General features: G+C 42.0%; 17 protein-coding genes and 1 pseudogene. 16 read left to right on the top strand and 2 right to left on the bottom strand.

Annotation, left to right across the window (positions count from 1 at the left end):
* The first annotated feature begins 66 nt into the window (after positions 1 to 66).
* Positions 67 to 1,455: pseudogene (locus N693_RS19180) on the top strand (IS1182 family transposase).
* A 203-nt stretch (positions 1,456 to 1,658) separates the two neighbouring features.
* Here the strand turns inward: N693_RS19180 and N693_RS0110505 are convergent.
* Positions 1,659 to 2,015 carry a rhodanese-like domain-containing protein gene (locus N693_RS0110505; RefSeq protein WP_037593118.1) on the bottom strand — a complete coding sequence of 119 codons (357 nt, stop codon included), beginning with the start codon at positions 2,013 to 2,015 and terminating at the stop codon, positions 1,659 to 1,661.
* A 136-nt stretch (positions 2,016 to 2,151) separates the two neighbouring features.
* Between N693_RS0110505 and N693_RS0110500 the strand changes: the two genes are divergently transcribed.
* Positions 2,152 to 2,985, top strand: a complete 834-nt coding sequence (locus N693_RS0110500; RefSeq protein WP_025784736.1) for a biotin/lipoate A/B protein ligase family protein — start codon at positions 2,152 to 2,154, stop codon at positions 2,983 to 2,985.
* Between the two features lie 38 nt (positions 2,986 to 3,023).
* On the opposite strand, the gene N693_RS0110495 is transcribed toward N693_RS0110500, so the two are convergent.
* The gene (locus tag N693_RS0110495; RefSeq protein WP_025784735.1) at positions 3,024 to 4,004 is read right to left on the bottom strand and encodes a DUF1385 domain-containing protein; all 981 of its coding nucleotides are present in this window, start codon (positions 4,002 to 4,004) and stop codon (positions 3,024 to 3,026) included.
* Between the two features lie 133 nt (positions 4,005 to 4,137).
* Between N693_RS0110495 and N693_RS0110490 the strand changes: the two genes are divergently transcribed.
* From N693_RS0110490 to folD, 14 genes are all read left to right on the top strand, one after another.
* The gene (locus N693_RS0110490) at positions 4,138 to 4,566 is read left to right on the top strand and encodes a hypothetical protein (RefSeq protein WP_025784734.1); all 429 of its coding nucleotides are present in this window, start codon (positions 4,138 to 4,140) and stop codon (positions 4,564 to 4,566) included.
* 60 nt (positions 4,567 to 4,626) lie between these two features.
* Positions 4,627 to 5,067 carry a type II 3-dehydroquinate dehydratase gene (aroQ, locus tag N693_RS0110485; RefSeq protein WP_025784733.1) on the top strand — a complete coding sequence of 147 codons (441 nt, stop codon included), beginning with the start codon at positions 4,627 to 4,629 and terminating at the stop codon, positions 5,065 to 5,067.
* A 2-nt stretch (positions 5,068 to 5,069) separates the two neighbouring features.
* The gene (locus tag N693_RS0110480) at positions 5,070 to 6,131 is read left to right on the top strand and encodes a Xaa-Pro peptidase family protein (RefSeq protein ID WP_025784732.1); all 1,062 of its coding nucleotides are present in this window, start codon (positions 5,070 to 5,072) and stop codon (positions 6,129 to 6,131) included.
* A 20-nt stretch (positions 6,132 to 6,151) separates the two neighbouring features.
* A complete protein-coding gene (efp, locus tag N693_RS0110475; RefSeq protein ID WP_025784731.1) occupies positions 6,152 to 6,709 on the top strand; it encodes an elongation factor P in 558 nt (185 codons plus the stop codon).
* Between the two features lie 126 nt (positions 6,710 to 6,835).
* Positions 6,836 to 7,045 carry a hypothetical protein gene (locus N693_RS0110470; protein ID WP_025784730.1) on the top strand — a complete coding sequence of 70 codons (210 nt, stop codon included), beginning with the start codon at positions 6,836 to 6,838 and terminating at the stop codon, positions 7,043 to 7,045.
* Positions 7,024 to 7,422 carry a SpoIIIAC/SpoIIIAD family protein gene (locus tag N693_RS0110465; RefSeq protein ID WP_025784729.1) on the top strand — a complete coding sequence of 133 codons (399 nt, stop codon included), beginning with the start codon at positions 7,024 to 7,026 and terminating at the stop codon, positions 7,420 to 7,422. Before N693_RS0110470 ends, N693_RS0110465 begins: the two co-directional genes overlap by 22 nt.
* Before the next feature lie 7 nt (positions 7,423 to 7,429).
* On the top strand, positions 7,430 to 8,332 hold the full coding sequence (locus N693_RS0110460) for a hypothetical protein (RefSeq protein ID WP_081760204.1): 903 nt from the start codon (positions 7,430 to 7,432) through the stop codon (positions 8,330 to 8,332).
* Between the two features lie 257 nt (positions 8,333 to 8,589).
* On the top strand, positions 8,590 to 9,021 hold the full coding sequence (locus N693_RS0110455; RefSeq protein ID WP_025784727.1) for a hypothetical protein: 432 nt from the start codon (positions 8,590 to 8,592) through the stop codon (positions 9,019 to 9,021).
* Positions 9,008 to 9,553: a SpoIIIAH-like family protein gene (locus tag N693_RS0110450; protein WP_025784726.1), complete on the top strand. Its 546-nt coding sequence runs from the start codon at positions 9,008 to 9,010 to the stop codon at positions 9,551 to 9,553. The genes N693_RS0110455 and N693_RS0110450 overlap by 14 nt, the downstream gene beginning before the upstream one ends.
* A 151-nt stretch (positions 9,554 to 9,704) precedes the next feature.
* A complete protein-coding gene (gene accB, locus N693_RS0110445) occupies positions 9,705 to 10,232 on the top strand; it encodes an acetyl-CoA carboxylase biotin carboxyl carrier protein (RefSeq protein ID WP_025784725.1) in 528 nt (175 codons plus the stop codon).
* 13 nt (positions 10,233 to 10,245) lie between these two features.
* Positions 10,246 to 11,598, top strand: a complete 1,353-nt coding sequence (gene accC / locus N693_RS0110440) for an acetyl-CoA carboxylase biotin carboxylase subunit (protein WP_025784724.1) — start codon at positions 10,246 to 10,248, stop codon at positions 11,596 to 11,598.
* Between the two features lie 18 nt (positions 11,599 to 11,616).
* Complete coding sequence (locus tag N693_RS0110435) at positions 11,617 to 12,015, top strand: Asp23/Gls24 family envelope stress response protein (protein WP_025784723.1); 399 nt, start codon at positions 11,617 to 11,619, stop codon at positions 12,013 to 12,015.
* A 110-nt stretch (positions 12,016 to 12,125) separates the two neighbouring features.
* The gene (gene nusB, locus N693_RS0110430; RefSeq protein ID WP_025784722.1) at positions 12,126 to 12,512 is read left to right on the top strand and encodes a transcription antitermination factor NusB; all 387 of its coding nucleotides are present in this window, start codon (positions 12,126 to 12,128) and stop codon (positions 12,510 to 12,512) included.
* Between the two features lie 5 nt (positions 12,513 to 12,517).
* Positions 12,518 to 13,378, top strand: a complete 861-nt coding sequence (gene folD, locus N693_RS0110425) for a bifunctional methylenetetrahydrofolate dehydrogenase/methenyltetrahydrofolate cyclohydrolase FolD (RefSeq protein ID WP_025784721.1) — start codon at positions 12,518 to 12,520, stop codon at positions 13,376 to 13,378.
* The last annotated feature ends 56 nt before the right edge of the window (positions 13,379 to 13,434 follow it).

The raw sequence follows: 13,434 nt of genomic DNA, 5'->3' as shown, positions 1-13,434 counted from the left end.
CCTCCGGAGTCGCCGCTCTCCTCTACAATCAACAGGATCTCCCAACTATCAAATGAGGTGATGGAAATGATGACGAAGAATCAATTTAATGAACGGGAACAGATGGAAATGCTTACAATCGAACAGTTAGTTCCACAAGACCATCTGGTTCGTAAATTAGATGCAGCAATTGATTTTTCTTTCATTTATCCATTGGTTGAAGATCTATATTCACTATTTCGAAGACCCAGCATAGATCCAGTTGTACTCATTAAAATGACATTCATTCAATATACCTTTGGTATTCGATAGATGCGTCAGACCAACAAAGAAATTGAAACCGATATGGCCTATCGCTGGTTTCTTGGATTCAGTTTTCACACAGAGGTTCCACATTTCTCTACGTTCGGAAAAAACTACGTCCGCCGTTTTGCAGATACAGATTTATTCGAACAGATCTTTTATCGAGTACTAAAGAAAGTCGCAGATCGTGGGCTACTTCGATCGGAACATGTCTTTATCGATTCGACACACGTGAAAGCAAGTGCAAACAAACGGAAGTTCCAAAAGAAAGTCGTCCTTAAAGAGAGCAGAGCCTATGAGCAAAAGCTTCAAGAAGAGCTCAACATAGATCGTGAGAAGAACGGGAAGAAACCATTTCCACCAGAGAAGTTTGAAAAGTACGAGCATAAAGAAATCAAGGAGTCTACAACGGATCCGGAAAGTGGCTACTACGTAAAAGATGAGCGGACAAAGCAGTTTGCTTATTCGTTTCACGCCGCCACGGATGAAAGAGGTTTTGTGCTCGCAAATATCGTCACTCCCGGTAATGTTCACGATAGTAATATGCTTCAACCGCTCGTCCAAAAAATTATCGATAAGGTAAAGCGTGCACTGGCTGTCGCCGCCTATAAGACACCAGCTATTGCAAACTTTCTCCTGGAAAATCAGATATTGCCGGTACTTCCTTATAAACGGCCTATGACAAAGGAAGGCTTCTTCAAGAAAAATGAGTACGTTTATGATGAGCATTTCGATTGTTATCTTTGTCCAGAAGGGCAAGTGCTCAATTACCGTACGACAACGAAGGAAGGGTATCGCCAATATACATCGGCACCTTCCATTTGTGCATCTTGTCCAGTAATCGATCAGTGTACGAAAAGTAAGAATCAACAAAAGCTGATTCAGCGTCATATCTGGCAAGACTATCTAGAGGTAGCAGAAGACTTGAGACACCATTATGAAATCAAAGAAATATACGGGAAACGCAAAGAGACGGTTGAAGGAGTGTTTGCCGACGCCAAAGAGAAGCATGGTATGCGATGGACAACCCTGAGGGGACTTAAAAAAATGTCTATGAAGGCGATGCTTACTTTCGCTGCCCAAAATCTGAAGAAACTTGCCAGCTGGACATGGAGCCCACCTGTGAGGGAAGATGCACATACATATGGAATGTCCTGTGCGACATCGAGTTGATTGGAGAGCAGGGCGGCGACTCCTGGGGGATCAGCGCAGCGCGAAGACCCCGCAGGAGCAAAGCGACGAGGAGGCTGAGGGCAAGCCCCCTGGAAAGCGTCCGTCCCGGAACGGAAATCAACGACTCTTGACCAGTTGCAGATTTATACGCTCAAAAATCAAAAGGGTTGGAAATCATTTCGATTTCCAACCCTTTTACTCTTTTATTTTTTACTTTTTACTTTACCTGACCACGTACGGAATCCACCTTGTAAATGGTAAAGCTGCGTATAATCTTTCTTTTTCAAGAAAAGAGCTGTTCGCGCGCTTTTACCTCCATTTTGATCATACAGGTAGACGGGTTTGTCAGCACGGATTTCTTTAAACCTTTGACGCAGTTGCGTGTACGGAATGTTGCGGGCACCTAATATATGACCTGCATCAAAATCTTTTGGTTCGCGTACATCAATCAGCTGTGCTTTCCTGTAACCTTCAATGAATTGCTCTTGAGTCAAATTCGTAACCGCTTTGCGGAGGCGAAGAGCCGTAATGACGAAATAAGCAATCATCACAACTAACATTCCTATTAATACATACCAATTAGCATCCAAAACATCTTTCCCCTTTCTATCTCATTCTTCATTATAAAGATTAAGTGGCACATGTTCAATTGCAATGATAAAATTGAGTTCGTTATGAAGGGAAAGGCGGGGGGAAATGGATAAAATGAGATGGAATTATATTCAGTCAGGTAAGTGTTCTCCATCATTTAATATGGCATTGGACGAAGCACTGCTCGAATGGCACAGTAAAGGGGAAATCGGTCCGGTTCTTCGTTTTTACGAATGGGACCCTGCAACGCTTTCCATCGGTTATTTTCAAAGTGTGTCTAAAGAAATAGATATCGAAGCTGTGCGACAACACGGACTCGGTTTCGTGCGAAGACCTACAGGGGGAAGAGGGGTTCTTCATGAGCACGAACTTACATACAGTGTCATTGTTTCAGAAGACTATCCAGACATGCCTGAAACCGTGACAGAAGCGTATCGTGTCATTTCAGGAGGATTACTTGAAGGGTTTCGGAATCTCGGCCTAGAGGCCTCTTTTGCAGTTCCTTCAGACCAAGTATCGGAACAACTAAAACGACCGAAAAGCGGAGTGTGTTTTGACACTTCAAGTTGGTACGAGCTCGTTGTAGAGGGGAAAAAAGTAGCAGGCAGTGCACAAACGCGTCAAAAAGGCGTAATTTTACAACACGGTGCGATTTTACTTAGTTTGGATGAAGACAAGCTTGTTTCGCTATTTAAATTTGATACTGAAGAAATTAGAGAACAAGTAAGAAAAGGACTCCCACAAAAAGCAGTCGCTATTGATCGCTTAACTGATCGTAATATCTCTGTGACAGAGTGTTCTTCAGCTTTTTCTAAAGGCTTCGAAAAAGCACTCGACATAGAACTCGTACCATACGAACTCTCTGCTGAACAACTCAAGGTTGTTAAAGAAATTGAAAATCGTAAATACGCGAATGATGAATGGACATATCGAAAGTAAAAAAGGAAGGCTCCCATCATGGAAGCCTTCCTTTTTCGTTATAGATTCACTGTACTCATTTCACTCTCAGGCGATAAAGGGGAGGGGTTAGTTAGAACTTCCTCACCATGTACTTCAATTTCAAGCAATTTGTTAAACGAAGCTATCGCTACTTCTACCTGATCATCTTCGGGCTCTTTTGTTGTTAACAATTGGAGCCATAACCCAGGGTATCCTAAGTAACGTAGCACAGGAATATTTCGCACAGCATTCGTTATTTGAAGCACTTCAAATGATACTCCAAGAACAACAGGGATCAGTAGAATTCGATTCACAATTCGTAACCAGAATGGGTCGGTCGGCACTAAGAAGTAAATGAACATCCCAACAATTACCGTGAATAGCAAGAAACTACTGCCACATCGATAATGCAAGCGTGATTGAGCTTGTACATTCTCGACAGTTAACGGAAGGTTATTTTCATAAGCATTGATGACTTTATGCTCCGCCCCATGATACTTGAAGACTCGTTTAATGAGCGGCGTCATGGATATAAGGGAAACATAACTCAATAAGAGTGTCAGTTTGAAAATCGTCTCTAACAGAATCTGAACTGTTTTTCCTGGGAAAATCGGATGGAAAAGTCCAGCAAGGAATACAGGGAATAACGTAAAGACAAACTTCCCGAATAGGAAGGAGAGTACACCTACTGCTGCAACCCCTAAAATCATTGTCAATTTAGAGGATTCTTCATCTGATTTGTCGACTTCTTCGCCTGGCATCACGTCATAATGATCACTTGCAAAAGTTAAATGCTTTGAACCAAGTCCTGCAGACTCGATTAGCGCCACAATCCCTCTGATTAAAGGGATTTTTTTCAACTTTTGACGAAGGGGGCTACTCTCTTTCAGTACGTGAAAATAATCAATTGTACCGTCTTTACGACGAATAGCGGTTACTGTATGTCGTCTTCCTCCAAACATAACGCCCTCAATAAGTGCCTGACCGCCATATGCAGGGGATTGATGATTTTTTTCCATGTACAGCCCACACTTTCTTTATAAAGTCTCAATTTTGTATCAATGTTCTCATTGTACAGGAAAATAAGCGATTGCTCCACCATCACGTTTAAAATTGAGAGAACCGGTGAGACTTGGAGCAGGAGGGACAACTATGCATATGCCTACACTTTTTTGGACCGCGCTTGTTGCTGCATTACTAACGGCTCTGAGTCTGAAGTTTTTAAAAGCATTCCATTTTGTTAAATGGTCACCAATTGGCTGGTCTCGCAAATGGAATATCCTTGCTACAGAATCACCGATTGTGAAATGGCTGGTTTTAATTATCGTACTAATTTTACTATTCATCGTACTGTATAGTGTGATGCAATTCGCTTCAAAACTACCGCCTTCAATTATGTCGATTTTACTTGCAGTATTGTTTGTTTGTGCAGTGGAATGGACGATTTCAAGACCTGATTCTGTTGGGTCTGCTTTTAAATCCGTTTCAATCCCTTTTCTTTGTCTAGCTGCCATTATTGCTAGGTTTGTCGTGGGCACATCGGTTTTCATGAAGAATGAACTGCCGAAGAAAGCCAAATAGGTTACCTCGTCTAAATGTTGTGATAAAATAGAAAGGAAAATGGCAAGGGGCTGATAGACTATGGATTTGTTGCTGCTTAATGGACCCAATTTGAATCGATTAGGAAAACGAGAACCTGATGTTTATGGGCATGAAACACTCGAGGATATTGAAGTTCGTATTCGCGAGTTATGCATGGACCATAATATCGGGTTATCGTGTTTTCAATCGAACCATGAGGGCGCTTTGATTGATCGTATTCATCAGGCGGCGGACGAGGATACATATGGAATCGTTTTTAATCCTGGCGCTTACACACATACGAGTATTGCTATTCGGGATGCCATTGCATCTGTAAACTTACCAGTTGTAGAAGTACACATTTCGAATATACATAACCGAGAGTCATTCAGGCAGACCTCTTTGCTTGCTCCTGTGTGTGCAGGGCAGATTTCGGGATTTGGAACCGATGGCTATGAGTTGGGTGCACGCGCATTGATTCGTAAAATGGAAGGGAAATGATTATTATGAAACTTACAAAACTTAGAGAGTTATTAGTTGAAAAAGATCTGGATGCTTTATTTGTTACGAGTGGCTATAATCGTCGATATATGACAGGCTTTACTGGGACTGCAGGTGTTGCGATCATTTCTAATGACGACGCAGTATTCATTACTGATTTCAGATATATGGAGCAAGCAGCAGACCAAATCAAAGATTTCCGCATTGTTCAACATGAAAAAACGATTATTGAAGAAGTTGCCCAACAAGTTGAGCAGATGAAGGTGAAGCGTTTAGGATTTGAAAAAGAAGATTTGACATTTGGTATGTATGAGCTGTATAAAAGCAAAGTAACAGCTGAGCTGATTCCAACTGCAGGTCTTGTTGAAAAACTCCGAATCATTAAGACACCTGAAGAATTGGAAGTATTGAAGCAAGCTGCAAAAATTGCTGACGATGCATTCACGCATATTTGTGGCTTCATCAAAGCTGGCATGACAGAACTCGAAGTAGCGAACGAACTGGAGTTCTTCATGCGTAAACAAGGGGCGACTTCTTCTTCATTTGATACAATTGTCGCTTCGGGTATTCGAGGTGCACTTCCTCATGGTGTTGCAACCGACAAAAAAATTGAAACTGGAGAACTCGTGACATTGGATTACGGTGCGTTGTATAATGGATACATCTCCGACATAACGCGAACAGTGGCTGTCGGTGAACCATCGGAAAAAATGCGGGAAATCTATGAGATTACCCTTGCTGCGCAGAAATTGGCAGTTGAAGGCATCAAACCAGGGATGACCGGCATCCAAGCAGATGCGATTGCACGGGATCATATTGCTTCAAAAGGGTACGGAGAAGCGTTCGGCCATTCTACAGGTCACGGAATTGGTCTTGAGGTCCATGAAGCTCCTGGGCTGTCCTTCCGCTCTGAAACGGTACTGGAACCGAACATGACGGTTACTGCTGAGCCAGGCATTTATTTGCCGGGTATCGGAGGCGTAAGGATCGAAGACGATTTAGTGATCACTGAAAATGGTTGTGAACGGTTGACTCACTGTACAAAAGAACTGCAAATTTTATAAGAGCTATTGGAGGAAACAAGATGATTTCAGTAAACGATTTTAAAACAGGATTGACAATCGAAGTAGACGGAGATATTTGGCGCGTTATGGAATTCCAACACGTTAAGCCAGGAAAAGGCGCTGCGTTTGTCCGTTCGAAATTACGTAATTTACGTTCGGGTAACGTGAACGAGAAGACTTTCCGTGCTGGAGAGAAAGTAGCGAAAGCACAAATTGACAATAAACGTATGCAGTATCTATATGCTAACGGTGACGATCACGTCTTTATGGATAACGAAAGTTTCGAGCAAATCGAACTGCCTACAAAGCAAATTGAAGAAGAATTGAATTACTTGAAAGAAAACATGGAAGTGCACGTCATTCAATACAAAGAGGAAGTACTTGGCGTAGAAGTACCTTCGACAGTTGTACTTGAAGTTGCTGAAACTGAACCAGGTATTAAAGGCGATACTGCGAGTGGTGGATCTAAGCCAGCGAAGCTTGAAACAGGTCTTACAGTTCAAGTGCCATTCTTTATTAACATTGGTGACAAACTCATCATCAATACAGAAGAAGGCGAATATGTGTCGCGCGCATAATCTCTAATATATTGAAAACCTATAAAAGTAACTTCTAAAACGCTTGCCCATTCACATCGAATGGGCAAGCGTTTTTCATATTGTCTGAAGCACGTGCGTATAGTGAAACAGGAGGAGGATCGCCGGATGGAACTGAATGATTTATTGCGAATTGCCGGCATCGGACTGGTTATCGGTTGTTTGCACATCTTTTTCGAACAGACAGGAAAGAAAGAGTTCTCTTTTTTCTTATTTTTCATTGCGTATTTGTATATCGCAGTAGAAATGATTCGCTTTTTAAAGATTTTCTTTACTGAGATTTCCGAGTTCTTTCAATGGCTTTCTTTGGCAATGTAATGGCACTCCTTTTTCAATTACTCGTCGTTTTCTTATTGCTACTCGTTATCCGTTTTGCAGTCCCGCAATTACATCCGATCTTGTATAGTGCCTTGTTTCTATTTGTTCTTGCTTATATCATGATGACCGTTTTGATCCCGTTCATTAAAAAATTGAGCGATATTTTTCACGGCGTACCTGAGCCATATGGGCAACTTCTGTTAATTAGTGCGTTCTTGTTTTTTATTTCTGAGTCAATCACGCAACATTTGTCTGAATCCGGATATTCGTCGCTCGCGAACTTAGCTCAATTTGTAGTCAAAATTGCTATCCTGTCCTTCTGGCTGCCTGAGCTTGTCAATCTCATACAGACACTCACTGCGCTCATTACGCCGTGAATGGGGGATGATGACCATACTCGATTTTCTGCAATCACTAATTAGTGGCTTGCTATATAGCTTCATTGTCGTAATTATCATTGCGCTATTGGCGACAGTATTAAATTATCTATTCCCCTCATTCTCGGAGTGGACAAAGCAATTACTTTATATCGTGATAATTCTTGTAGTTTTACGTCCGGCATTTGAGCAACTCTTGCTGATCCAACAACTCATGAAGTCGATAGCTATGTTATTTGTTACGAGCTATCCGGTTTTGACTGCAGGCATGGCTATTTCGGGAAATGCACTGAGCCTTCTCAACTTTCAGCCTGCTCTGCTGTTGTTTGCAAATGGTGCTGTGTTTTTCGCTGATAGATTGTTGTTGCCCTTGGTCACTGCTGCGTTGCTGTTTGATATCGTTACCCGTCTGAATCCTCTTATTTCGTATTCAAAGCTTTCGGACATGCTGCGGACAACATTATTAGCTGTTGTTTCATCAATTGTTGCGGCCTACTCGATTTTCATAACTGCTGGAGGAGCAGTTTCTTGGGGGATTTCAGAAGCAGCAAGTGAACCTCTGAAGGAATTGATTCGACAGAACATTCCGTTCGTCGGATCATTTGTGACAGACAGCATGGGTACACTTGGCCGGTATTCATCAGGGGCAGGAGTTATGGTGGGAGGCTGGCTACTAGTAACATTGTGGGGGATTGCCATCCTACCTGTCGTGCAGACGTTGCTTTTGGCCTTTTTATATCGATGGTGTGCAGCGCTGATCGAACCGTTCACTTCATCTGAGTTATCTGACGTATTGGATGATATCGGACGATCTCTATTCGTGTTGTGTGCTATTACATTTCTAATGATTTTTGCATTTGTTTATACGGTGCTATTTTTTATCGTTTACGTGAAACTTTCTATGACTTAACGGAAAAAGGGGGGAATCGAAATGGCAAATTTCTAATAGGTGTTGTCCTGATTTCGGTTCTCTCGGGGGTTTTGTCTATGATGTTGCCAGAATCTAGAAGGGAAGAATTTGGCCACTTGGCTAAACTTGCAGCTGGTATGTGGCTGTTATTGAATATCTTTTCCTTTCTCAGGTTATAGGGACAAGGAATTGTGCATACATTGTTTCATAGATGAACAGGCCCCCGGTCCTAAACAGACAGATGGAATGGTGATGTCATGCAAAAACCGACTGGGAAAATGCAAGTGATCCTATTCATAGCGATCACGGTTCTCGTATTCATCTTACTCAATCCACCCTGGAACTCAGATGGAGCGACGTCCGGGAAGTCTAATGAAAAGGAGGGGAATACAGAAGCGGCAGCACTTGAAACAGCTTTGAAAAAGATAGATGGAGTGGGGGAGGTTTCCATATACCTTCATCCTCCTAAGGGAGCAAAAGAACAATCACCGCTAACTGATTACTTTACAAAGTCAGCGGACTCCAACACAAACGAAGCGACGGGAGTTCTTGTTGTGGCGGAAGGAGCCGGGAATCCTGGTCTCAAATCTGAACTCACAAGGATATTGTCTGCTGTCCTTCAAGTACCAGAACATCGAATTGTTATCGTGGAAATGACCAAAAGGGGGAACTATGATGAGAACAAATAAACGAACAGTTTGGTTTTTAACACTAATGAGCCTTGTTGCTGTCATCTCGATTTACTATATTAAAGAGAAAGCACCAATGCCATTCGATGGTATCTCCATTTTTTCAAATGATATGAGTGAAACGGCTGAAGTCCCGAAAAAAGGCTCATCTGATAAGCAAACGCCGGTGTTTGCAACGTCGTATCTATTTGAAGAAATGCGGATGGCTGTCCGTGATGAGCGTAGTAAAATATCAGAACAACTGAATGCTAAGATGACATCCCCTGATGCTACAGCTGAAGAGAAAAACGAAGCATTCGACGAAATGTCCGAGCTTAATAAACGGGATTCCGCTGAAGCGTTATTAGAATTACAAATCAAGGCGCTTGGATATCCGGAAGCATTTGTCCGTACAGAGAACGGAGAGGTAAAGGTGACTGTGCTATCAACTGAGGGACATTCTAAACAATTAGCAGATGAAATCACTCAATATGTTCTAGCAAGCTGGGAAGATGCTAAAAAAGTACAAGTCGATTTCACAGGTAATCAATAATCTGTTAAAGGCCCAAAATACGGGTCTTTTTTTCTGTTTACAGTTTTTTTAGAAGGGAAATGGGGGTTAACTATTTCAAAATCCATAAAAAACGTCTACTATAGAGAATGAGGGTGTAAAACAAAACTTTATGGAGTCAGGAGAATCGTTCATGTTAAAGATTCAAGAAATTAGAGAAATTATTAAACTTATCGATCAGTCTTCAATCGACAAATTCACGTATGAAGCAGATGGAGCTAAAATTAAAATCGTAAAAAGTAATACAAGTGCAACAGCCATGGCACCGGTTCAAGTTCAAATGCCAGTACCAGATGTTCAAGATTCAACTTCAGGAGCACAGGCTGTCCAACAAGTCGCACCTGTAACGGTTGAAGCTCCTAAGAAAGTGGCAGCTCCGGTTGTTGAACCTGTAGCTGAAGAAAAAGTTGCTGATCCGTCATTAAAAAGTATCGTATCCCCAATGGTCGGTACGTTCTATAAGTCATCATCTCCAGAAGCGGCTCCATTTGTACAAGTGGGACAAAAAGTTGGAACTGAAGATGTTGTCTGCATTGTGGAAGCCATGAAGCTATTCAACGAAATTGAAGCAGAAGTGTCTGGTGAGATTGTTGAAATTCTTGTCAAAGATGGACAGCTGGTCGAGTATGGACAGCCTCTTTTCCTTGTAAAAGAAATTTAAGGGGGAATGGACGATGAAGAAAATTCTAATCGCTAATCGCGGTGAAATTGCCGTACGTATTATCCGTGCATGTAAAGAGCTTGGTTTAGAGACAGTCGCTGTTTACTCTGAAGCCGATCACGATGCATTGCATGTCAAAATTGCCGATGAAGCATTTTGCATCGGACCAAAACTCTCAAAAGATAGTTACCTAAACTTTTCAAATATCATAAGCGTCGCCAAAATGACCGATTGCGATGGTATTCATCCAGGATATGGTTTCCTTGCTGAAAACGCTAGTTTCGCTGAAATGTGTGAAGAAGTGAGCATTGAGTTTATCGGTCCAACATCTGATGCGATTTCACGTATGGGGACAAAAGACGTCGCGCGTGAAACAATGCGTCTAGCTGGAGTACCAATTGTGCCAGGATCAGATGGTCTAGTTGCTGATGAAGAGGAAGCACTTACTGTTGCAGAAGGAATAGGCTATCCTGTAATTATCAAAGCTACAGCTGGTGGAGGAGGAAAAGGAATTCGCGTAGCGCGAGATCCTGAGGAACTCAAAAAAGGCATCAAGATTACGCAAAAAGAAGCTGCAGCAGCTTTTGGTAACCCTGGAGTGTATCTTGAAAAGTTCATTGAAGTATTCCGCCACGTTGAAATTCAAGTATTGGCAGATAAGCATGGCAACACAGTTTACCTTGGTGAACGGGATTGCTCCATTCAGCGTCGTATGCAAAAATTAGTGGAGGAAGCACCATCTCCGGCACTTACTCCTGAATTGCGAAAGGAAATGGGACAAGCTGCTGTGAAAGCGGCAGAAGCAGTCGGTTACCAAAATGCTGGTACAGTTGAATTCATCTTCGATCATATCAACAAAAAGTTCTACTTCATGGAAATGAATACAAGAATCCAGGTAGAACACCCTGTGACTGAAATGATCACGGGTATTGACCTAATTCAACAACAGTTGAAAGTTGCTGCGGGTGAAAAGCTGCCTTTCAAACAAAAAGACATTAAGATTAATGGCTGGTCAATCGAGTGCCGTATCAACGCTGAAAACCCTGAGAAAAACTTCATGCCATCACCAGGTATGGTTGAAATGTACCTTCCACCAGGTGGAAATGGAGTACGTGTAGATTCAGCAGTTTATCCGGGATACAAAATTCCGCCGTTTTACGACTCGATGGTAGCGAAACTGATTGTTCATGCAGACACTCGTGAAGAAGCAGTTGCCCGCATGAAACGAGCATTAGATGAATTCGTGGTAGAAGGGGTTAAGACAACGATCCCGTTCCACTATAATCTTATGAATCACGATGTGTTTAAATCAGGAGACTTTGATACGAAGTTTCTTGAAAAATATGATGTCATGAACTCAAACTAAGGAAGGAGGCGCGCTGATATGGCTGAAAAAGCGAATTCTTTTATTGAAGCAAACTCCTCTGCTAGCGAGAGCCTTGGCCAGATTGAGCTCGCTCCTGAAGTTTTGGAAGTTATTATTGGAATCGCAACTTCTGAAGTACAAGGGATTGCGATGACTTCAGGAAACTTTGCAACTGGTGTTGCAGAACGACTCGGAAAAGTCATGCACGGCAAAGGCGTGAAAACTGACTGGGTAGATAACAAACTCATTATCGACGTCTTTTGTATAGCAGAAGAAGGTCAACTTATTCCACAAGTGGCTGCAAACGTACAGAAAAAGATCAAGGAAGCAGTGTATCATATGACTTCGATTGAAACAGGAGAAGTCAATGTACACGTAACTGGAATCCGTTCTGAAGTGAATTCAGTGACAGAATGACGAAAAGCATCATCTTCGGATGATGCTTTTGCCTATTGTGACTGTATCTTCATACAGCATTTGTGCTATGATAAAGCCTAATCGAACCAGTGACGAAGGAGACAAATTGTATGAAACGAAGAGAAGCGAGAGAAAAAGCGGTCCAGACCCTTTTCCAGCTTGATGGAACAACGCTACCTGTAGAAGAAGCAATCAGCTATATTACTGAAGAACCAGTCGATTCTTTTTACGAGATGCTTGTAAAAGGGACACGCGAAAAACAAGATTCTATTGATGAAGTGCTGACTGGAAAATTAGAAAATTGGTCATTAGACAGACTTCCGAAAATTGAACGAACAGTACTTCGACTGGCTGTGTACGAGCTGTTGTATAACGAAGAAGTTCCTCACAAAGTAGCAGTGAACGAAGCAATTGAACTTTGTAAAACATTTGGAGACGAAAAATCAGGCAGATTTGTTAATGGTGTGCTGTCGAAATTTGAACAACAAAGGATGTGACGAATTTGCCAAGTGTACTCATAGATGGAAAAGCGATCGGCGCAAAAATTCGAGAAGAGATTAAAATAGACGTGGAACGACTCATCGAAAGAGGATGTCGTCCAGGTCTTGCTGTTGTCCTCGTAGGAGAAGACCAGGCATCTCGTACATACGTGAAAAACAAGGAGAAATCCAGTACAGCTGTTGGCATGAAATCTGAGATGATTGAGTTACCTATTACCGTAAGTCAGAAAGACTTGTTGGATACTGTTGCTCGGTTGAATAATGATCCAACAATTCACGGCATTCTCGTCCAGCTGCCATTACCTCCTCATATCGATGAAAACAAAGTGATTCGTTCCATTTCCCCTAAAAAAGATGTGGATGGTTTTCATCCGGAGAACGTAGGTAAGATGATTATTGGACAGACTTCATATGTCTCGTGCACCCCAGCAGGCATTATGGAATTACTTGAGCAAGCAGGTACTGCAATATCTGGAAAACATGCAGTTATTGTCGGTCGTAGTAATATCGTAGGTAAGCCTATGGGCCAATTGCTTCTTCAAAAAGACGCAACCGTGACCTATTGCCATTCTAAGACAGAAAACTTGGAGTCATTTACACGTCAGGCTGATATATTGATAGTTGCAATTGGGCAGGCAAAATACATTACAGCTGAGCATATCAAAGAAGGTGCCACCGTGATTGACGTTGGTATGAATCGGGATGAAAATGGAAAGTTATGTGGGGATGTCGATTTTGAGAGCGTCAAAGAAAAAGCAGGTGCGCTAACCCCTGTCCCAGGTGGTGTCGGTCCTATGACTGTAACCATGTTATTGAAAAACACGTTAAAAAGTGCCCAAATGACGTGTAGTAATTATATTTAAGAAAACGGCTAATGCCGTTACATAGAATAAACCAGTGCTGTTTCTTGATAGAGAGA

The sequence above is a fragment of the Sporosarcina sp. D27 genome, assembly GCF_000586555.1.
GTDB lineage: Bacteria > Bacillota > Bacilli > Bacillales_A > Planococcaceae > Sporosarcina.
Note: the sequence above shows the minus strand (reverse complement) of the source record. Positions and strands in the feature narration are given on the sequence as shown.